We start from the raw sequence: 20,400 nt of genomic DNA, 5'->3' as shown, positions 1-20,400 counted from the left end.
ATGCATGGCATCCGAAACGAAAGCGCAGCGCGTGGAGCGCATCAAGCGCGAAAAGGACGGCCTGGACGTCATCGGCGCGATAGCGGAGTATGCTTGCAACGGCAGCGATCCGCATCCCGACGATATCGACCGGTTCAAATGGTACGGGCTCTACACCCAGAACAGAAACCTCCAGAAAGAGGAGGATCCTACGCTCTATTTCATGCTGCGGGTCAAGCTCGAGGCGGGGGAGGTGACGACCGAACAGCTCAAAACGCTCGGTTACATCTCCAATGCATACGCGCGGCGCAGCGCCGATATCACGACGCGGCAGGACCTGCAGTTCCACTGGATCGAAGTGCGGCATCTGCCGGTGATATTCGCCCTGTTGGAACGCGTCGGACTCAGTACGAAGATGGCCGCGGGCGACTGTCCGCGCAACGTCGTCAGCTGCCCGGTGGACGGCATCGACCATGGGGCGGTCTCAGACGTGCGCCCGCTGGTCAGGGCGGTCAACGCTCTCTTCCGGGACAACCGGGATTTTTCGAATCTGCCGCGCAAGTTCAAGATCGGCATCAGCGGCTGCCGCAGCCACTGTATCTCCCACGAGATACAGGACCTGAGCTTTACGGCGGTCGACCACCCGTCGGGCCGTGTGCTTTTCGACGTCAGCGTCGGGGGCGGGCTGGCCAAGAACCGGCGCATCGCTTCGCATATCGGTTATGCGGCGGCGGAACAGGTCGTTCCTATCGCTGAGGCGGTGGCGACCCTGTACCGCGACGAGGGGAACCGCGAAAACCGTTCCAAGGCCCGCCTGGGGCACCTTGTCGATGCTTGGGGAGTCGACGCCTTCGTCGCCCGGCTGCATGCGCTGCTGGGATTCGAGCTGCTGCCGCCGCAGACCCGGGCCTACACGCCCTATGCCCTGCGGGGCCATTTCGGCGCCCATGCGAGCAGCGTCGAGGGCAGGAGCTACATCGGCTGTGCCGTGACGTCGGGGCGCATCGGCGGGGGCGGGCTGCTGCAACTGGCCAAGGCGATGCAGCGTCACCGTGCCGGCATGGCCAAGTTCACGACGACGCAGAACGTCGTCGTGCTCGACGTCCCCGAGAGCCGGGTCAGCGCCATGACCGGGGAGCTGGAGCAGGCCGGGCTGTCGCCCAATCCGACCCCCTTCAAAGCGCGAACGCTGGCGTGTACGGGGTTGAACTTCTGCAAGTTCGCCATCAGCGAAACGAAGGAGCTGGCGCGGGAGATCGTTGACTACCTGAATGAGCGGTTCCCCGATTTCACCGAGCCCGTTACGATCAGCGTCAACGGCTGTCCGAACGCCTGTGCGCATCCGCACATCGTCGACATCGGGTTCGTGGGGGCCGTGCTTAAGCGCGGGGAGCGGCGGATCAACGGTTTCGAGCTGATCTTCGGCGGCCACCTGGAAGGTGAGCGCAGCGCGTTCGGCGAAAAGAGCGGTATCAAGGTGGCGCCCGAAGAGGCCGCCGGGATCATCGAGCGCCTGCTGCTGCAGTATCTTTGCAGCGGGTATGAAACATTTGGAGCATTTTTACGGGAGCAGGCATATGACACAACAGCTATTTCGGCCGTTGCTTAAGCGGGGGAACCGCAAAACTTTCGTCGCTGAGCAGACGATCGGCCGCCATAAGAAACACTATTTTGACTACACCGCGTCGGGGCTGGCGTTCGAACCGATCGAATCGCGGATTCGGGAGGTCCTCGAGACCTATGCCAACACCCATTCGAAAGAGGCGTCGATGGCGGCGGTGACGGAACACTACTACAACGGGGCCCGGGAGCAGCTCAAAACGCTGCTGGGGCTGGACGACGCCTTCGCCATCCTGCCCTGCGGCTGCGGCGCCACCTCGGCGATCAAGCGTCTGCAGGAGATCCTGGGGGTCTACATCCCCCCGGCGACGCGGAAACGCTGCATCGTACGGGTACGGCCCAAGAACCGGCCGCTGGTCATCGTCGGCCCCTACGAGCACCATTCGAACGAGATCAGCTACCGCGAAGGGATCTGCGACACCGTGCGCATCGGGTTCGATGCCGAAGGGGAGATCGACCTGGAGTACATGGAGATGCTGCTGCAGGCGAACCGCCACCGGGAGGTGATCGGGGCGTTCTGCATCGCTTCGAACGTGACGGGGATCATCACCCCCTATCAGCGCATCTCGCGGCTGCTGCGCCGTTACGGCGCCATGGTCTGTTTCGACGCGGCCGCGTCGTCGCCGTATATGAACGTGCCCAGTAAACTCTACGACGCCATGTTCCTCTCCCCGCACAAACTGCTCGGGGGGCCGGGGTCGTGCGGGCTGCTGGTCATTCGCAAATCGCTGATCAACGATACGGTCGCGCCGACGTTCGCCGGCGGGGGCACCGTGACGTACGTGAACCGGAGCGAACACCGTTTCATCGACGAGAAGGAGAGCCGGGAGGATGCGGGCACGCCGGGGATCCTGCAGCTTATCCGGGCCGCACTCGCCTACCAGCTGCGCAACGAACTTGGGCTGGCCTGGATCAAAAACCGCAAAAAGCAGCTCACGGACTATCTGCTTTCCGGACTGAGGGACATCCCGGGCTGTACGGTGTACGGGGATCTGGAGAAAGAGAACCTCGGGATCGTCTCGTTCAATGTCGAGAGCATCGATCCCTACGCCCTGTGCGCCGGACTCTCGGAAGCGTGGGGGATCCAGACCCGGGCGGGCTGTTCATGCGCGGGACCCTACGGGCACGATCTGCTCGGGCTGCCCGACGATGCGGAGCTGCAGACGCGGCCGGGCTGGGTGCGCATCAGCGTGCACTATTCGCAGGAGGTCGCCGATATCGACTACCTGCTTGCATCGATCCGAAATACGATTCGGAGTCTAGGAGAGAAACATGAAAACGGCATCGCTTCCGGTGTTACTTAAGCCCAAAGAGGGCGGGGTCGTCCTTGTCGGTGCGGGAAAAGTGGGGCTGCACAAAGCGGAGGTCCTTGCGGCTAACGGCATTGCAGCAACGGTGATTGCACCCTCCGTCCATACCGGCTTTGAAGGGGTTCCCCTGCACAAAGTGATACGCAAAAGCGTGGCAGCCGGCGATTTGAAGGGGGCTTCGGTGGTCATTGACGCTACCGGCGACAACGCCGTGACGGAGATGCTGCTCGGTCTGAAGGCCGCAAAGGGCTTTTTGCTCAACGTTGTCGACGTTCCGTCTTTGTGCGACTTTTACTTCGCTTCCCTGCTGCACTACGGACCGCTCAAGATCGCCGTCTCGAGCGACGGGGCGAGCCCCGCGTTGACGCAGTGTGTCCGGGACAAGATACGGCGCATCCTGCCGCCGGAGCTCGAAACACTTGCACGGGAGAAAGCCGGCGAACGTTCCGGGGGGATGATCGATGCCGCGGCGACGCGCAAAACCGCCGGTCGTCTGCTCGCCAGCGTCTCCCTGGTGGGGTGCGGTCCGGGTGATGTGGAGTTGTTGACGCTCAAGGCGTACCATATTATAAAAGAGGCCGATGTCATCCTGTACGACCACCTGATCAGCGAGGAGATCCTGGCACTGATCCCGACAAAGAGCGTCAAGATTTATGTGGGCAAGCGCAAGGGATGCCACAGCCGAACGCAGGATGAGATCAACCGTATGATCGTGCAGTATGCGGAGAAGGGGTGCAGCGTCGCCAGGCTCAAAAGCGGCGACCCCTATATCTTCGGACGCGGGGCGGAGGAGGCAGCCTACCTGGCCGAAAAAGGGTTCCGCGTCAGTGTCGTTGCCGGCATCTCATCGGCGATCGCGGGGCCGGCAGTCGCCGGCATCCCGGTGACCGCCCGGGGGTACGCGGCGAACTTTTCCGTTGTTTCGGCCCATTTGAAAGGGGCGAAGACCAACCTGTCGTGGATCGATCTGCTCCGGCAGTCCGATCATACGACAGTGGTACTGATGGGGCTGTCGCTTTCCCGGGCCATCCGTGACGCCGCGCTGGAGCGGGGTATCAGCCGGGCACTGCCGGCGGCGATCGTTTCCAATGCAACGCGTCCGAATCAGCAGACGCGGGTTACGACGCTTGGCAAGCTTGCCGACGTCGCCGAGGCGGTCGAAGGACCGGCTATTATCGTCTTCGGCGACGTCGTCAGGCTGCAGGCCATCCTGCCAGGCTACCCCGAGGGCGGCAAAAGAGCGAAGCGGGCAGCGACGAATGTCGCCTGATCCGGCAGGGCCGTATCCAGGGAAAAAAACAGTGTGTCAAAAGGGCGCTACGATGGCGCCGGGAGAAAGATAAATCCTGCGCCTGTCTGGTTCCAAAGTTATATAAGAAATTCAGCGGGAACGGTGCCTTTCCCCGACTTTAGATAAGTTTAAGTTATTAGCACATAGAATGGTGAATGATCATTCATTTATCGAGGAGGAAACGATGGCTGAACGAATAGATGGGGTGCGGAAACTCTTCACCTCGAAAAGCGCCAGGGTAGATACGAACCGGGGTGACCTATATTATCAACAACTGTTCGATACGTGTCGGGCGCGTTTGGACGCACTGCGGGAGCAGCCGGCGGTCAACCGGCTCGACTTCGAATCCCTGCTCAGCGACGAGGGGCAGGACCGCCGTGACTTTATGAAATGGGTCAGTGCGGTCACGGCGATGCTGATGCTGCCGCCGATGTTTACGCCGCTTGTCGCGGAAGCCGCCGAACTGATGAACCGCCTGCCGGTCATCTGGCTCGAGCTTCAAGACTGTGCGGGCAACTCCGAAGCGCTGCTCCGCAGCGACGGGCCGAAGATCGACGAGATCGTTCTCGACATCATTTCGCTGGAGTTCCACGAGTCGCTGATGGCACCGGCGGGACACCAGGCGGAGAAACAGCTTGAAGATGCGATGGAGCACTTTAAAGGGAACTACCTTCTCTTTGTCGAGGGCTCCATTCCCGTCGGTGTCGGCAGGGAGTGGTGTACCATCGGTGCCTCCGGCGAGAACTTTCTGGATCACCTGAACCGTGTCGCCGAAGACGCCGCCGCCATTGTGGCGGTCGGTGCCTGTGCGACCTTCGGCGGTATTCCCGCCGCGGCGCCGAACCCGACGGGAGCCGTCGGGGTAATGGACGTTATCAAGGGCAAACCGGTGATCAACATCCCGGCCTGCCCGGCGAACCCGGCGAATATGGTCGGCGTTGTCCTGCATTATGCCCTCACCGGGCAGGTGCCGGAGCTTGACTCCCTGTTGCGTCCGAAATTCGCGTTCGGATACCGTATCCACGACAACTGCGAACGCCGTGCGCACTTCGACGCGGGCGAGTACGTCGAGGAGTGGGGCGACGAAGGTGCGAAGAACAACTTCTGTCTCTATAAAATGGGGTGTAAAGGACCGATGACCTTTAACAACTGCTCCATTATCCGCTACAACGAAGGGGTCAACTGGCCGATCGGCGTCGGTCGCGGCTGTATCGGCTGTGCCGAACCGGACTTCTGGGACAAATACGCCTATGAGCGGCCGATGGCCAATGCGAATATCAAAGCACCGACCGGCGGTGTCGAAAAGACCGTGGACCAGTTCGGTCTCGGTCTCCTGACGGCGGCGGGTATCGGTATCGGTATTCATGCCGTCGCCAGTGCAGTTGCCGGTAAGAAAGAAGAGGGAGGAGAAGGATAATGAGCAAGAGACATATTGTAGTCGACCCGATTACGCGGATCGAAGGACACCTGCGTATCGAGGCGGTGATTGATGAAAACAACACCATCGTGGATGCCTACAGCTCCTCGACAATGTTCCGGGGGATCGAAACGATCCTTCAGGGGCGCGATCCGCGGGACTGCGGGTTGCTGGCCATGCGTATCTGCGGTGTCTGTACCGGGACGCATTACCAGCGTTCCATCGAGGCCGTCGAGGATGCTTTTGATATTACGATTCCGAAAAATGCACGGATCGTACGTAACCTGATCCAGGGGTCACTGTATGTGCATGACCACCTTGTGCACTTTTACCACCTGCATGCACTGGACTTTGTCGACGTCGTTTCCGCACTGTCGGCCGATCCCGACAAAACGGCGGAAGAGGCACGCAAATGGGCCGCTGTCGCAGGCGTTTCACCGTACACGGACGGCCCGAGCGAGTTCAAAGCGATCCAGGAACGTGTCGCGAAGTTCGTCAAACAGGGCCGGCTGGGGATCTTCGGCAACGGCTACTGGGGGAACAAACATTACAAGCTCACGCCGGAACAGAACCTGATCGGGGTAGCGCACTACCTCCAGGCCCTGGATATTCAGCGTGATATGGCGAAGATGCAGGCGATCTTCGGCGGGAAGAACCCACACCCGCAATCCATCGTCGTCGGCGGCGTCACCTGTGTCCAGGATATTGAGAATCCGGCGCGCATTGCGCTGTTCAAACAGCTGCTGACCGACACGAACAAATTTATCAAGCAGGCCTATCTGCCTGACGTTTACATGGCGGGGACGATGTACGCAGACGAAGCGACGGACTCCAAAGCGACGTTTACGGAACTCATCGGCGGCAAAGGCGTCGGCGGGACCGGCGGCGGTCTGCTCAACTACATGAGCTACGGCGACTTCCGCCTGGACGACACCGGGTTCTACAATGCGAAAACCCTCTTCCCGAGCGGTATTGTCTACGGGGGCGACCTGAGCAAGGTCGAGCCGGTCGACCATGAGAAGATCGCTGAAGACGTCACGCACTCCTGGTACGAGGGGAGCGAACCGTTGCACCCGTACAACGGGCAGACGATCCCGAAATATACGGGCCTCGATAAGCGTGATGACGGCATCGCCTACCTGAAGACAGGGGAAAAGTACAGCTGGATCAAGACGCCGATGTACAACGATACCCGCGTCGAGGTCGGGCCGCTGGCACGGATGATCGTCGGGGTGGCGAGCAAGGACGAGCGTATCACGAAGTACGTGACGAACTTCCTCAAGCGCGGCAACCTGCCGGTATCGGTACTGTTCAGTACCGTCGGCCGTACGGCGGGCCGTGCCATTGAGACCGAACTGATGGCGGATGCGCTGGTAGAGTGGGTCGACGAACTTGCCGCCAACGCGGCGGCCGGCGACCTGCGCACCTGGACGGAGTTCGACTTCGACAAGGTGAGTGTGAAAACCAAGGGGATGGGCCTGGCCGAAGCGCCGCGCGGATCCCTGGGACACTGGGTCCGCGTTGAAGACGGGAAGGTAGCCAACTATCAGGCCGTCGTCCCTTCCACCTGGAACGCGGGTCCGCGGGACTATAAAGGACGGATGGGCGCTTACGAGGCGAGCCTGATCGGGACCAAGGTCGCCGATCCGGAACAGCCGCTGGAGATCATCCGGACCATTCACAGTTTTGACCCCTGTATCGCCTGTGCCGTGCACGTCGTCGATACCAAGGGCAAATCGCTGGGTGTTTACAAGCTCGACAGCCAGTGCAGTATCTAAGGAGATCCCATGAAATCCGAACGTAAACAGGTTAAGCGGATGACGGGCGCCATGCGCATCATCCACTGGGCCAACGCGATTTCGATGGTGGCTGCCGTGATCACCGGGCTCTACATAGGGCACCCGTACTACCAGACGCTCATCGCCGACGGTGCGGTGGACAAATATGTGATGGCGTGGAACCGGTGGGGGCACTTTATCGTGGCGATCATCTTTGACGTCACCTCCATCGTCGTCGCCTATCTCTATTTTTTCAGCCGTTTCGAGAAGCCGTACAAGAAGCTTATTCCCACCGGCAAAAACATTGCCGAGTTTGGCGAGGTGCTTTTGAACCTCGTCACGCTCAACCGGCGCAAGAAGTTTGATTCGACGCACAGTGACAGTTTCAACACGGTCTATTTTACGATTTTCCACTTGCTCCTGATCTGGATGCTCTTTACCGGGCTGCAGCTCTATGTTCACGGACTGGAGTCCGGCCAGAGTTCGATCGGGGCGTGGTGGCCGGCGCTGCTGCACCTTGCCACCGACTGGACCATCCCGGTAACGGGCGGAACGCTGATGGATGTGCGCATTTCGCACCATGAATCGATGTGGCTCATCCTAACCTGGGTCGCTTTCCATATCTACTACCAGATATGGCGGACGATCTTCTGGAAAGAGGGGGATATCGCCATTGTCTTCGGCGGCAGCAAGTTCGCCAAAGAGCAGGAATCCTAAGCAGCAGGATTTTCCCCCGCGTTCCGGGGCACCCGGGACGTTTTCAACCTCCCAAACTATGCTAAGATAACAAGGTTTCAGCCCCCGGTGAGGGTGTGATGACCGTTCAAAGGACCCCCTATGGCCTTCGTGATGGAACTGCAGAGCAGCTCGTCCCAATTTTACCTGCGTAACTGTATCGCCGGCATTGCCCGTGAATTCGGCGTACCGGCAAAGATTGTCCAGTCAAAAGGGACGCTCTCCTGTGCATTTGCCTCGGAGCACCCGGAACTGGAGGCGTGTATCGGCGCCATCGCCGAGCGGCTTCCCGCCTCCTGGCATCTCAGCGGCAGCCGGCACTACGAGGCGGCGGGAGAACCGGATACGCTGCCGGAACTGGTCGATGCGCCCCCGCTGGGGCTCGGCCTCTGCCCCGCATGCCAAAAGGAGCTTTTCGATCCTTCGTCGCGCCGCTACTACTACCCCTTCACCCACTGCGCACAGTGCGGGGGGCAGTACGCTTTTTTCGAAGCGTACCCCTTTGAGCGCGCCAACAGCGCCCTCTCCTACCTGCGCCCCTGCACGGCATGCGAATCGGAGCAGGAGACGCACGGCCGCCGGGAGAAGGACCACCTTAACAGCTGCCACGCCTGCGGCGTGCCCGTGCGCCTGGAAAGCGGGGGGCGCGAGCGCTATGCCAATGATGCCGGAAGCTTCAGAACGATGTTCGAGGTGGCGGCCAAGGCCGTCGCCGATGCCAAGTCGCTGCTGGTCAAAACGACGATGGGCTACCGCCGCTTTCAACTGAGCCCCGAGGGACTCGGCAACGCCGTGATCCTGATGATCGATGCGGAGAAGATCACCGACTACCTCTCCCTGATCGGCGAAGAGTTCCATGCGCTGCTGGGCATCGAACGTCCCGTGCTGCATGTGTCGGTCAAAGCCCCGGAGCTTCAGGCGGTTGCCGGCCGCACGGCGGATGTGAAATACCCCGACGACGGCTTTACGATCCTGCTGGCGACGGAGCTGCAGCGCCTGGGGGTGGATTACGTCTACTACGAGGAGGCGGACGCCCGGAGCGACGCGGACCTGCGGATGGAGTATGACCTGGAGCTCTCTTCCCAGAGCGACCAGTACCTCTTTATCAATAAGGATGTCCGTTTCGTCGCCGCCGGCGAGCGGGTGAGTTTCCCGTCGCGCATGGCGCCGGCGTCGCAGACCCTCGGGATGGCGCACGGCCTGGTCGGGGTGCCCGAAGGGGAGCGCGTCGTGTTCGACCGACCGGAGCATTTCGGCAGCGTGACGGTCGAGAATGCCGTCGTGCTGGAGGGGGAGTCGGAGGAGCAGTGGCATACGCATCAGCGCCCCGCCGCCCAGGACGAGGCGTCGTTTATGTCGGTCGTCGCGGAACATGGCCTCTTCGGGCAGAAGTGCGTCGGCGCCCATTTCGACGACGAACCCTCTTTCCTCTATTATGACGGGCGAAAGGTGATCCGGCTGGTCCCGCCTATCGCCTTCGCACCCGAGGGGCTGTTGGAGAAGATCGCCTCCCTGCGCGAAGGTTCCGACAGGCTGGTACAAAACTTCAAGAAGGGACTGCCCGCTGCCTATGCACGCGTCGAAGCGCTGCAGGAGCGCAGCGCGACGAGCCTCTTCGAAGCGGCCGCCGCCGTGTTGGAACTGGAGGAGGAGAACTTCTCCGGGGTCAGCAAAGCGGCATTGGGCTTTTACGGAAAGGGCGGGGTACAGGTCGATACGCACGTCAAGGACAACCGTTTCGACCACGCGGCCTTCCTGGCCAGCCTGGTGAGCTACCGCCTGGCAGGGGTGGAGACGGAGATGATCGCCTACTCCATCTTCGAATCCTTCGGCGACTACTTCAACGACCTGATGCAGCAGATCAAAGACAAAACAAAAGCGGAGCATTTTATTCTCTGCGGCGCCCATTTCGCACAGCAGTCGCTTTTCAGCCGCATGCAGCGTAACCTGAAGGCCACGCCCCCGCTGATGAACGTCAACTACCCCATTGGCAGGGAGAATGCCGTTGTCGGCTGCGTCTACCTCTAAACGCCTCCGGTTCCGAATCCGCGGCATCGTCCAGGGTGTCGGTTTCCGCCCCTTCGTTTACCAGCTCGCCGTCCGAGAAGGGGTGGGCGGCCATGTGCTCAACGACGGCGACGGCGTTGAAATCGAGGTGGAAGGTCTCCCGGCGTCCCTGGAGGCGTTCGAGAGGGCTTTGACGGCATCCCCGCCGCCGCTGGCGCGGATCGATGAGGTGCATCGCGACGTCCTGGCTCCTCTCGGCGAAACGGCCTTTGCCATCCGGGGCTCCGAGAGCAGTGCGGCAAAAACGATGGTCTCGCCGGACATGGCCGTGTGCGATGCCTGCGCCGCCGAGCTCTTTGATCCCGCCAACCGCCGCTACCGCTACCCGCTGATCAACTGCACCGACTGCGGCCCGCGCTACAGCATTATCCATGCACTTCCCTATGACCGCCCGCAGACCTCGATGGCCCCTTTTTCCATGTGTCCGCAGTGCGCGCAGGAGTATAACGACCCGGCTAACAGGCGTTATCACGCCCAGCCGATCAGCTGTTATGAGTGCGGTCCGCACCTGGTACTGACCGATCCCGCGGGTGCGCCGATCGGGATGGAAAACGAGAACATTGAGAAGGCTGCGGCGCTGCTGGCTAAGGGCCGGATCGTCGCGGTCAAAGGGCTGGGGGGCTTTCACCTGATGTGCGATGCGACGAACGGCGCCGCCGTGGCGCGCCTGCGCGAGCGCAAAAGGCGCCCGAGCAAACCGCTGGCCGTGATGTTCCCCTCCCTGGAGATGATCCGGGAGGCCGCGGCGCTGAGCGACGCGGAGGAGCGGCTCATCCTCTCTAACACACGTCCTATTGTCGTCGTGCGGAAAAAAGCGGCGCTTGCTTTCGGGGAGCCGATTGCCCCGGGCATCGACCGCATCGGCGTCTTTCTGCCCTATACGCCGCTGCACCTGCTCCTGATGGACCGTTTGCAGCGGCCCGTCGTCGCCACAAGCGCCAATATCAGCGAGGAGCCCATTCTCACCGACGCGGTGCAGGTGCGGGAGAAACTGGGCAGTGTCGTCGACGCGGTGCTGGACGTCGACCGGGAGATCGTCAACGCCTGCGACGACAGCGTCGTGACCGTGGCCGGCTCCCGCACGCTGATGTTGCGGATGGCGCGGGGGTATGCCCCCAGAAGCCTGCCGCTGTCTTTTGAAGCACCGGGCAGGATCCTTGCCGTCGGAGCCAATCAGAAGAGCACGATCGCGCTGGGATTCGATAAAAACATCGTGCTCTCACCGCACATCGGGGACCTCGTCTCCGTCGACGCCTTTGAGTATTTTGAGCGCACCCTCGAAACGTTCAAACGTTTTTACGCCTTCGAACCCGACATCGTCGTCTGCGACCTGCACCCGGGGTATGAAACGACCAAGTGGGCGGAAGCGTTCCACGCGGCGCATCCCGGCACGGCGCTTGTGCGGGTGCAGCACCATTATGCCCACGCGCTGGCCTGCATGGCCGAATACGGGCTGGATGAGCCGGTGCTGGCGTTCTGTTTCGATGGCACCGGCTACGGGGGCGACAAGGTGAACGGCGAAGCCGGAGAAGGTACCCTGGGGTACGGGACGCTCTGGGGCGGCGAGGTGCTTCTGGCCGATCCGCAGCGTTTTGAACGGGCATACCACTTCCGCCCCTTCCGGCTGCTCGGCGGGGAACAGGCCGTGCGGGAGCCGAGACGGGTGGCGTTATCGCTGTTATTTGAGTGTTATAGCCTTGAGGGCGTGCTTGCGATGGCGCATCCGACCGTCGGGAGTTTCACACCCGAGGAGATCAGGACGCTTCATACCATATGGCAGCGCGGCCTGAATGCGCCTGAGAGCAGCTCCGTCGGCCGCCTTTTCGACGCCGTGGCGTCACTGACGGGGTGCGCGCAGACCCTCGGCTACGAGGGCGAAAGCGGGATGCGGCTGGAAGCGGCGGCCGGGACGGTGCTGCCCGGGGAATTTGCCTTCGCCGTGGAAGAGGGGGTGATCGACTGGGAGCCGCTGCTGCGTCAGACCCTTGAAGCCCCCGCCCGGGCGGCGGCGGGGCTGCACGCAGCGCTCACCGGAGTGATCACTGAGATTGCGCAGCGCCATCCCGGCATGCCGGTGATGCTCAGCGGGGGCGTTTTTCAAAACCGGACACTGACGGCCATGGCCTGCGACGCCTTGGAAGAGCTCGGGATCCGCTATTATGTCCAGCGCGAAACGCCCGTCAACGACGGCGGCGTCGCCCTGGGGCAGCTTTACCATGCACTGTACCGACAAGGAGGGAAGGAATGAACCGTATCGCACTGATCGGATCGGGAAACGCGTTTTTCAAGGATGAGGGAATCGGGCTTTACGCGGCCAAATACCTCAAAGAGAACTACACCTTCGAACCGGGCGTCGATATCGTCGACGGCGGGACGCTCGGGTTTGGGCTGATGCCGCTGCTGCAGGAGTATGACGAGGTGCTGATCGTCAATACGGCTTCGGACGAGGATGTGCCCGCCGGCACGGTGACCGTGCGCGACTGCGATACCTTTTTGGAGGGATCGCTCATCAAAAAAACGGCCAACGAGGTGGAAATAGCGGAGATGCTGCAGATCTGTTCGCTGACGGGCAATATGGCCGAAACCTCTGTCATCAGCATCGTGCCCGACGACATCATCTCCGTCGAAGTCGGGCTCTCCGCGCCGTTGCGCGCCGCCTGGGAGCGCTACATTGAAACGATAACGGCGCGTTTGGCCCACGCCGGCGTCGTCTGCACAAAGCGATCGGACGACGGCGTGACCCTGGAGACGATCCTTGAGACCTTCGCCGCCCCCAGCGTCGCCCTGGGGCGGGGCTTCTAGGAGACGCCGGAGGCCTGGAAGGCTTCGATAACCTCCGCGAGGGAGCTGCCGGGTTCGCGCCGCTGCACGTCAATGCCGGCGGTTTGCAAAATTTTCAATGCGCTCTCGACATAGCGTTCGAACGCGGCGGTGAGGGAGGGTGAAAGCCCGATGCGCACTTCCACGCGTTCGGGCACGATTCCCAGTACACTCGATTCGGGCTGCGGCCTCCCCATCAGCTCCAGCATGTCAAGGCACTGGATCACCCCCACTTCATGCGCGCCCCCGTTTCCCAGACCGTAACCGGTGAGCTCGGACGCCGGGATATGATAGATGCTCCCCGCGTCGTCGTCGATGTCGATCGCGTCGAGGATCAGCACCCGTTCGTGCTCGATAAAGACGTCGAGGAGATTGATCCCCTCGACCCCGCCGTTGATGATGCGTACTGAAGGCTCAAAGCGGTAGTTGGCATCGAGGTAGGCCGCGGCGTAGACGGCGATGCCGTCGTCATTTTCGAGAATGTTGCCGACCCCCAGGACGGCGGTGGTCGCTTGAATCATTCGTGCTCCTTGAAGTAGTAATCGATCAGCAGCCGCTCCCGTTCGGAGGCGGGGTGGTTGAACTTGAACTCCATCTCCTTGAGATAGAGGGGAAAGCTTTCGTCGCATACGCCCCGGTAACGGAGGATGTTCGCTTCAAAGTATTCCCAGAAGCGGACGATGTTGTTATGCCGCGAGGAGATCTTGATAAGGCGGCTCTGGCGCCGGAAACGGGCGAACTCCTCCGCGTAGACGGATTCGAGGTCATCTTCGATGAACTGGTTACGAAACTGCTGCAGGGAGGGCATGACAATGGTGTAGAGATGCCCCTCGTAATCGAAGGTGAGAAAGTTGTGGGCATCGAACACGGCGTTTTTGCGCCGCTTTTTGGCCCGCTCCAGGTAGAAATACTCCTCGTATTCGCAGGAGAGGTGCCGTCTCGTCTCGTATTCATCCTCGCAGATGCGGGCGCACAACTGCCTGAACTGTCCGAAATAGCGGTGGACCGAGACGTAGGAGAGTCCCAGCGCTTCGGCGGAGACGCTGGCGTTTTCGTCCCGGGAGAAGCTCGCGATGAGCGTTCGTATCTTCGCGACGCGCGCGGGACTGACTTTTCGGCGGCAGCGTCCGCACTTGTACCGGCCGTCTCCCAGACGGTAAATGCTTCCTTGACAATAGGGACAGTGTTGAAGCGTTGACATCCTTCGCCTTTCCCGGTTCCAAAGTTATATAAGAGTGACGTTTTTTTAGTTTAATTTTACATAACAAGACTATAATTAATATAAAACTGAATACTTATTCATTTGCAGAAAGAAATACGCAATGAAATCGGTAGGATGCCAGCGCTCCCAGGAGCGCTGCCGCTGCGGAAACCCGTCGGAATAGGGACGAGTGGCGCGGGCGGAAATCCTCAGTCTTTTTTGGCAATTCCGTCGGTATCATCCCTGATGATCATCGGCGTTTGTTTCTTTATGAGAGAATAGCAATATTACTGAAAGGCCCCGGGTTTTGACGGGTTGAGAAGGAGAAATTATGTGTAAAGATTGCGGCTGCAGTGTGACGGAACATTCACACGGACACCATCATGATCATGAGCACGATCATGACCACCACGGGCATTCGCATGCCCATCAGGCGGCGCACGAGACGCTGCACCATAATCCGCAGCTTAATGACAAGAAGACGATCGATGTGATTACAAAGATCCTGGACAAGAACGATCACGAAGCGGGCCATAACCGTGCCCACTTCGACGACCACGGGGTGCTCTCCATCAACCTGATGAGCAGTCCGGGCAGCGGGAAGACGACCCTGCTGGAGCAGATGGCGGAACGTGCCCCTTTCCGCTTCGGTGTGATCGAGGGGGACCTGGAAACGAGCCGGGATGCCGAGCGCATCAAGGCTAAGGGGGTACCTGCCTACCAGATCCAGACGGGCAGCGCCTGCCACCTTGATGCGTTCATGGTGCACGAGGGGCTGCACGACATGCCGCTTGATGACCTGGATGTCTGTTTTATCGAGAACGTCGGCAACCTCGTCTGTCCGGCCAGTTATGACGTCGGTTCCCACCTGAACATCGTGCTCGTTTCCGTGCCCGAAGGGAGCGACAAGATTGAAAAGTATCCTGTCATGTTCCGGCAGGCGGACCTGGTGCTGATCACGAAAACCGACCTGCTTCCCTATTTCGACTACGACATCGAACATGAAAAGGCGGAGGCGCGCAAGATCAAACCGGGCGTCGATATCCTGGAGGTCAGCATCAAAGACGAAGCGTCCGTGCAGCGCGTTATCGAGTGGATCGAATTCAAACGCAGGATGAGGAGCTAAGATGTGTCTCTCTATCCCTTCAAAGGTCGTTTCCGTCGACCGTGAGAAAAATACCGCCGTGGTCGATACGATGGGTGTCAAGCGCGAAGCGGGGCTGGACCTGATGGAAGAGGGCAGCGTCAACATAGATGATTATGTCCTGATCCATATCGGTTTCGTGATGAACAAGATCGATGAGGAGGACGCGCTCGAATCGCTCAAGGTCTACCACGAGATCCTGGCGAAGATGGACGAAGAAGAGCGCTCGCGTGTCGTCCTGGAGGATGACAACTGCGAGAACAGGGGTGCACCATGAGCGAACTGAAACTCAAAGACCTTTACGACGGCTTCAGGGATCCCGCCACGATCCGGATGCTGGCCGCACAGATTGGGGAAGAGGCGAAAGCGCTGCACGAACCGCTGCGGATCATGGAAGTGTGCGGGGGCCATACGCATACGATTATGAAATACGGTCTGCCGCAGCTGCTGCCGGACAACATCGACTTTATTCACGGTCCCGGCTGCCCGGTCTGCATCATGCCCAAAGAGCGGATCGACCACGCCATCGCGCTGGCACGGATGGAGGATACGATCCTGGTGACTCTGGGCGACATGATCCGCGTGCCGGGATCGCAGAGCTCCCTGGCCGTTGAACGGGCTGCCGGGCGGGACATCCGCCCGCTCTATACGCCGATGGACGCGCTCAAGATCGCCAAGGAAAACCCTGACAAACGGGTGGTCTTTTTTGCGATCGGGTTTGAGACGACGACGCCGATGACGGCAGCGCTGCTGCACGCGGTAGTCGCCCAGAAGGTCGACAACCTCTATTTCCATATCAACCATGTGCTCGTGCCGCCGGCGATCGACGCGATTATGAGCGACGGCCAGGCGAAGATCAACGCCTTTATCGGGCCTTCGCACGTCAGTGTCATCACCGGGGCGAAGATCTACGCGCCGCTGCCTCAGAAGTACGGCACCCCCGTCGTCGTCTGCGGTTTCGAACCCGTCGATGTGATGCAGGGGATCCTGATGGCTGTACGGCAGCAGAAAGAGGGGCGCGCCGAACTGGAGATCGAATACTCCCGTTCGGTGACGATGGAAGGCAACGTTAAAGCCCAGCAGCTCATTGACATGTATCTGCAGCCGCGCAGCCATTTCCGCTGGCGCGGGATCGGGGATATTCCCGACAGCGCTCTGGAGCTTCGGGACGAATTTGCGTATCTCGATGCGGAAAAAGTGTTCGCAGAGGTGCTGCCGACGGAACCCATCGACGACCACAAGCTCTGCATCTGCGGCACGATCCTCAAGGGGCTCGCGAAGCCGATGGAGTGCAAGGTTTTCGGAACGGCCTGTACCCCGAACAGCCCTTTGGGCAGCTGCATGGTCAGTTCGGAAGGGGCGTGCAACGCCTACTACCGCTATGCGGGGGTGCTCGGATGAAACAGGTACAACTCAGCCACGGCGGGGGCGGCGAAGAGACGAACAAGCTCATCCACGACTTGTTCTACCGCCATTTCAAAAACGACATCCTCATCAAGGCCGAGGATGCGGCGGTGCTGCAGACGCAGGGGAAGATCGCGTTCACGACGGACAGCTTTACGGTCAGCCCGCTCTTTTTCGAGGGGGGTGACATCGGGAAGCTGGCGGTCGCCGGCACCGTCAACGACCTCTCTATGATGGGCGCGAAGCCGCTCTACCTCAGTTCGGCCTTTATGATCGAAGAGGGCTTCGCTTTCGAGGAGCTGGAACGCATCGTCGAAAGTATGGCCGAGGAGCTGGCGAAGTCCGGGGCGAAGATCGTCTGCGGGGATACCAAGGTCGTACCGCGGGGGAGCGTCGACAAGCTCTTCATCAATACGGCGGGAATCGGCGAGGTCATGCGTGAAGGGATCTCTTCACAGGCGATTCAGGAAGGCGACGTCATCATCGCGTCGCGTGATATCGGGCGCCACGGGGCGACGGTTCTGATGGCCCGTGAAGGACTGGAGGTCAGTGCCGATCTCGGCAGCGACTGCGAAACGCTCTGGCCCGCCGTCGAGGCACTGCTGGCGGAAAACATCTCCGTCAGCGCCCTACGCGACGCGACCCGGGGCGGGCTGGCCGCCGTCTTGAACGAATGGGCGGAAAACAGCGATGTCTGCCTGGAGATCGAGGAGGCCGCGATCAAGGTCAGCGATGAGGTGCAGGGGATCTGTGAAATGTTCGGGTTCGAAGCGACGGACCTGGCCAACGAGGGGACCTTCGTTGCCGCCGTCGCGCCGATGCACGCGGCCTTTGCCGTGAGCGCACTGCAGCGGTTCGGGTTCTGCCGCGACGCGGCGGTGATCGGCCGGGCGACGACGCAGTACCCGGGCAAGGTGGTGCTGCACTCCGCATTCGGCAGCCGCCGTTTCCTCGACCTGCCCAAAGGCGAACTGCTGCCGAGGATCTGTTAGGAGATTGCTATGCATGAATATTCCGTTGTACAGGCTTTATTGGAACAGGTGGAGAAACATGCCGCCGAGAACGAAGCGGAACGGGTGACCAAGGTGGTCGTCAAGATCGGCGTGATGAGCGGCGTGGAACCGCACCTCCTCGAGATCGCCTTCAACACATTCAAGGAGCAGACCGTCTGCGACGGTGCGGATTTCGTGATGAACATCCAGCCCGTCACCCTGACCTGCCGACAGTGCGGGAGCCGAAGCGAGCTGGAGAAGGTCTGGTACCGCTGCCCCGCGTGCGAGAGCCTGGAGGTCGACGTTGTCGACGGCGAAGAGATGTATCTGATGAGTTTGGAAATGGAGTAGACCATGCAGGAGATCTGGGAAAACTATATGAAACCGGTGGATGGAAACCCTGCGACCGTGGCGTTCAATGCCGAGGTGGCCGATGCGCTCCCCAACGATGCGCTGGGATACGTGGGCTTTCTCAAGCTCCGTTTGAACACGGCCACGCCCGAAGGGTTCGTCGTTGAGAGCGAAGCGGACACGGTCAAGGAGATCGAGGACCGGCTGGAGATGGAGGCGTTGCGTTACCGCGTCGGCAAATATGTCGGGCGTATCGTGACGGGGGGCGAGGTCCATTTTGTCTATTACCTCAAATTCGATTTTGAATGGCCCGACGTCATTGCCGCCACGATGGGCGCTTTCACGGATTACACCTACGAATCCGGTTCCCGGCTCGATACGGAGTGGGAGGTGTACCGCAAACTCCTTTTCCCTACGGACCGGGAGTGGCAGCTCATCCAGAACCACCACACCTGCGATCGGCTCAAAGCCGCCGGCGACAATCTCCGCATCCGGCGGGCGATCGAGCACCGGGCCTTTTTTTCAAAACATGAGGGGCGTGAGCGCTTCGTCGAGCGTATCAGTACCGAAGGCTTCAAAGTGCAGGCTGATGCTCCGCCGGAGGAGGTCAGCCCGCCGTTCGGGGTTCAGTTTTACCGCATGGACGCACCGTATTACTACGATATCGATGCGGTAACGCTTCAGATCATTGCCTGGGCGGAAGCCTTCGAGGGGCAATACGACGGATGGGAAACAAGTTTGGTAAAACAGTGATTTTTTCGTCATAAGGACGGAAGTTATCATACAATAAGAGCAAACAGAAGGAGCTACGATGAAACGCGAAGAGTTGCTTGAACAGCGGGATGAACTTGAGCTGCCGGATACGGCGGGACTGAGTCGACGCGATGCGCTTAAACTGATGGGGATCTCCCCGGTGGCGGCGTCGGTGCTGGCCTCGACCGCGCCGGCAGCTTCAGCGGAAGCCGTCGATGTGAAGGGGAAGATCCTTATCGTCGGCGGCGGATCCGGTGCGATCATGGCCTTGGCGCGGCTGCACCGCGCCATTTCGGACCCGGATATCACGATTATCGCACCCAACGAGATCCACCTCTACCAGCCGGGACAGATCTTTATGGCCGCGGGGCTCTATACCCATGAGGACATTGTCAAGCCCAACAGCGACTTTATCCCCGATGATGTGACCTGGATCAAGGATGAAGTCGCCGCATTCGATCCGGACAACAACCGGGTAACGACCCGCGGGGGCGAAGAGGTCGCCTACGACTATCTGGTCGTTGCGACGGGCATTGTCTGCCACTACGACGCCATCAAAGGGCTCACCGAGGACGATATCGGTACGCACGGCATCTCCAGCGTCTACCTGAACAACCCCGAAGCGGGGACCGCCAAAGGCGGGGAGATCACCTGGGAGTGGTTCAACGATCTCAAAGCAGCCGCGAAGAACGGTAAACCGAAGGTCATCTATACCCAGCCCAACACGCCGATCAAATGCGGCGGCGCCCCGCAGAAGATCCTCTACCTCAGCGCCGATTACCTGAAGAAAGAGGGGCTCTCCGCCGAATACGCCTTTACGACATCGTTCCCGAGCCTCTTCTTCCTGAAGCCGATCGACGAGGCGCTTAGTGAGGCGCAGAAGCGCTATGACAGCATCACCAACTACTTCAGTCACCACCTTGAATCGATCGATGTAGAGGGCAAGGTCGCGACCTATATCCACGCCTATGATGAAGAGGTATATGACGAAGACTTTGATACCTATGAAACCGTGAGCAAATCCGACCGGATCGAGATGCCGTACGACTTTATCCATATCGTGCCGCCGATGAGCCCGCCGGATGCCGTGGTCAACTCTCCGCTGGCCGGCGGCGACGGGTGGCTCGAAGTGGACAAATATACGCTGCAGCACCCCCGCTTCCCGAATGTCTTCGGCATCGGGGACGTCTGCGGTATCCCGATGGGGAAAACCGGCGGATCGGCGCGACACCACGGTCCGGTGCTGCAAGACAACCTCCTGGCGGTCATGCAGGGCAAAACGCCCAAAGAGAAGTTCGACGGCTATACGGTCTGCCCGCTGAAAACCGAGTACGGCGAAATCATCATGGCCGAGTTCAACTACGAGGGATTCGCGCCGACGATCCCGTTCCTGGCACCGGAAAAACCGCGCGTGATGTGGTGGTATTTTGACGTGTATATGCTCAAACCGATGTACTGGTACCTTATGCTGAGGGGGCTGATGTAGCCTTTGCCCCCTCGGGCATGCAAAGTTAATGAAAATTGGTGTATAATGTGCC

18 protein-coding genes are annotated in these 20,400 nt (G+C 60.3%); 16 read left to right on the top strand and 2 right to left on the bottom strand.

Annotation, left to right across the window (positions count from 1 at the left end; genetic code table 11):
* The first annotated feature begins 4 nt into the window (after positions 1-4).
* The 9 genes from ACM66T_RS13085 (at position 5) to ACM66T_RS13045 (ending at position 12,999) form a co-directional block, all read left to right on the top strand.
* Positions 5-1,588 carry a nitrite/sulfite reductase gene (locus tag ACM66T_RS13085; RefSeq protein WP_416768646.1) on the top strand — a complete coding sequence of 528 codons (1,584 nt, stop codon included), beginning with the start codon at positions 5-7 and terminating at the stop codon, positions 1,586-1,588.
* Positions 1,557-2,903, top strand: a complete 1,347-nt coding sequence (locus tag ACM66T_RS13080; protein ID WP_231019486.1) for an aminotransferase class V-fold PLP-dependent enzyme — start codon at positions 1,557-1,559, stop codon at positions 2,901-2,903. Before ACM66T_RS13085 ends, ACM66T_RS13080 begins: the two co-directional genes overlap by 32 nt.
* A complete protein-coding gene (cobA, locus tag ACM66T_RS13075) occupies positions 2,872-4,179 on the top strand; it encodes a uroporphyrinogen-III C-methyltransferase (protein ID WP_231019485.1) in 1,308 nt (435 codons plus the stop codon). Before ACM66T_RS13080 ends, cobA begins: the two co-directional genes overlap by 32 nt.
* 205 nt (positions 4,180-4,384) lie before the next feature.
* Positions 4,385-5,617 carry a hydrogenase small subunit gene (locus tag ACM66T_RS13070; RefSeq protein ID WP_416768645.1) on the top strand — a complete coding sequence of 411 codons (1,233 nt, stop codon included), beginning with the start codon at positions 4,385-4,387 and terminating at the stop codon, positions 5,615-5,617.
* The gene (locus tag ACM66T_RS13065; RefSeq protein WP_345970131.1) at positions 5,617-7,395 is read left to right on the top strand and encodes a nickel-dependent hydrogenase large subunit; all 1,779 of its coding nucleotides are present in this window, start codon (positions 5,617-5,619) and stop codon (positions 7,393-7,395) included. The genes ACM66T_RS13070 and ACM66T_RS13065 overlap by 1 nt, the downstream gene beginning before the upstream one ends.
* 9 nt (positions 7,396-7,404) lie before the next feature.
* Complete coding sequence (locus tag ACM66T_RS13060) at positions 7,405-8,112, top strand: cytochrome b/b6 domain-containing protein (RefSeq protein WP_345972672.1); 708 nt, start codon at positions 7,405-7,407, stop codon at positions 8,110-8,112.
* Positions 8,113-8,232: 120 nt separating this feature from the next.
* Positions 8,233-10,158, top strand: a complete 1,926-nt coding sequence (locus tag ACM66T_RS13055; RefSeq protein WP_345970128.1) for a hypothetical protein — start codon at positions 8,233-8,235, stop codon at positions 10,156-10,158.
* On the top strand, positions 10,136-12,445 hold the full coding sequence (gene hypF / locus ACM66T_RS13050; protein ID WP_416768644.1) for a carbamoyltransferase HypF: 2,310 nt from the start codon (positions 10,136-10,138) through the stop codon (positions 12,443-12,445). The genes ACM66T_RS13055 and hypF overlap by 23 nt, the downstream gene beginning before the upstream one ends.
* A complete protein-coding gene (locus ACM66T_RS13045; protein ID WP_345970125.1) occupies positions 12,442-12,999 on the top strand; it encodes a hydrogenase maturation protease in 558 nt (185 codons plus the stop codon). Before hypF ends, ACM66T_RS13045 begins: the two co-directional genes overlap by 4 nt.
* On the opposite strand, the gene ACM66T_RS13040 is transcribed toward ACM66T_RS13045, so the two are convergent.
* Positions 12,996-13,538, bottom strand: a complete 543-nt coding sequence (locus ACM66T_RS13040) for a hydrogenase maturation protease (protein ID WP_345970124.1) — start codon at positions 13,536-13,538, stop codon at positions 12,996-12,998. The two genes, ACM66T_RS13045 and ACM66T_RS13040, sit on opposite strands and share 4 nt — an antisense overlap.
* Positions 13,535-14,218: a hypothetical protein gene (locus tag ACM66T_RS13035; protein WP_416768643.1), complete on the bottom strand. Its 684-nt coding sequence runs from the start codon at positions 14,216-14,218 to the stop codon at positions 13,535-13,537. Before ACM66T_RS13035 ends, ACM66T_RS13040 begins: the two co-directional genes overlap by 4 nt.
* 331 nt (positions 14,219-14,549) lie before the next feature.
* Here ACM66T_RS13035 and hypB point away from each other — a divergent pair, with 331 nt between their 5' ends.
* Genes hypB through ACM66T_RS13000 form a run of 7 tightly spaced genes read left to right on the top strand, consistent with a single transcriptional unit; the run spans position 14,550 to position 20,348 of the window.
* On the top strand, positions 14,550-15,344 hold the full coding sequence (gene hypB, locus ACM66T_RS13030) for a hydrogenase nickel incorporation protein HypB (RefSeq protein ID WP_345970122.1): 795 nt from the start codon (positions 14,550-14,552) through the stop codon (positions 15,342-15,344).
* 1 nt (position 15,345) lies between these two features.
* Positions 15,346-15,639 carry a HypC/HybG/HupF family hydrogenase formation chaperone gene (locus ACM66T_RS13025; protein WP_345970121.1) on the top strand — a complete coding sequence of 98 codons (294 nt, stop codon included), beginning with the start codon at positions 15,346-15,348 and terminating at the stop codon, positions 15,637-15,639.
* Entirely contained in the window at positions 15,636-16,763 is a 1,128-nt protein-coding gene (hypD, locus tag ACM66T_RS13020) for a hydrogenase formation protein HypD (RefSeq protein ID WP_345970120.1), read from the top strand. Before ACM66T_RS13025 ends, hypD begins: the two co-directional genes overlap by 4 nt.
* On the top strand, positions 16,760-17,758 hold the full coding sequence (gene hypE / locus ACM66T_RS13015) for a hydrogenase expression/formation protein HypE (RefSeq protein WP_416768642.1): 999 nt from the start codon (positions 16,760-16,762) through the stop codon (positions 17,756-17,758). The genes hypD and hypE overlap by 4 nt, the downstream gene beginning before the upstream one ends.
* A gap of 9 nt (positions 17,759-17,767) precedes the next feature.
* Complete coding sequence (gene hypA, locus ACM66T_RS13010; RefSeq protein WP_416768641.1) at positions 17,768-18,109, top strand: hydrogenase maturation nickel metallochaperone HypA; 342 nt, start codon at positions 17,768-17,770, stop codon at positions 18,107-18,109.
* A gap of 3 nt (positions 18,110-18,112) precedes the next feature.
* Positions 18,113-18,862: a DUF695 domain-containing protein gene (locus ACM66T_RS13005; RefSeq protein WP_345970117.1), complete on the top strand. Its 750-nt coding sequence runs from the start codon at positions 18,113-18,115 to the stop codon at positions 18,860-18,862.
* Positions 18,863-18,920: 58 nt separating this feature from the next.
* Positions 18,921-20,348 carry an NAD(P)/FAD-dependent oxidoreductase gene (locus ACM66T_RS13000; protein WP_416768640.1) on the top strand — a complete coding sequence of 476 codons (1,428 nt, stop codon included), beginning with the start codon at positions 18,921-18,923 and terminating at the stop codon, positions 20,346-20,348.
* The last annotated feature ends 52 nt before the right edge of the window (positions 20,349-20,400 follow it).

The organism is Sulfurimonas sp. ST-25 (assembly GCF_048079205.1).
Classification (GTDB): Bacteria; Campylobacterota; Campylobacteria; order Campylobacterales; family Sulfurimonadaceae; genus Thiomicrolovo; species Thiomicrolovo sulfuroxydans.
This window is presented reverse-complemented; position numbering and strand designations above follow the sequence as displayed.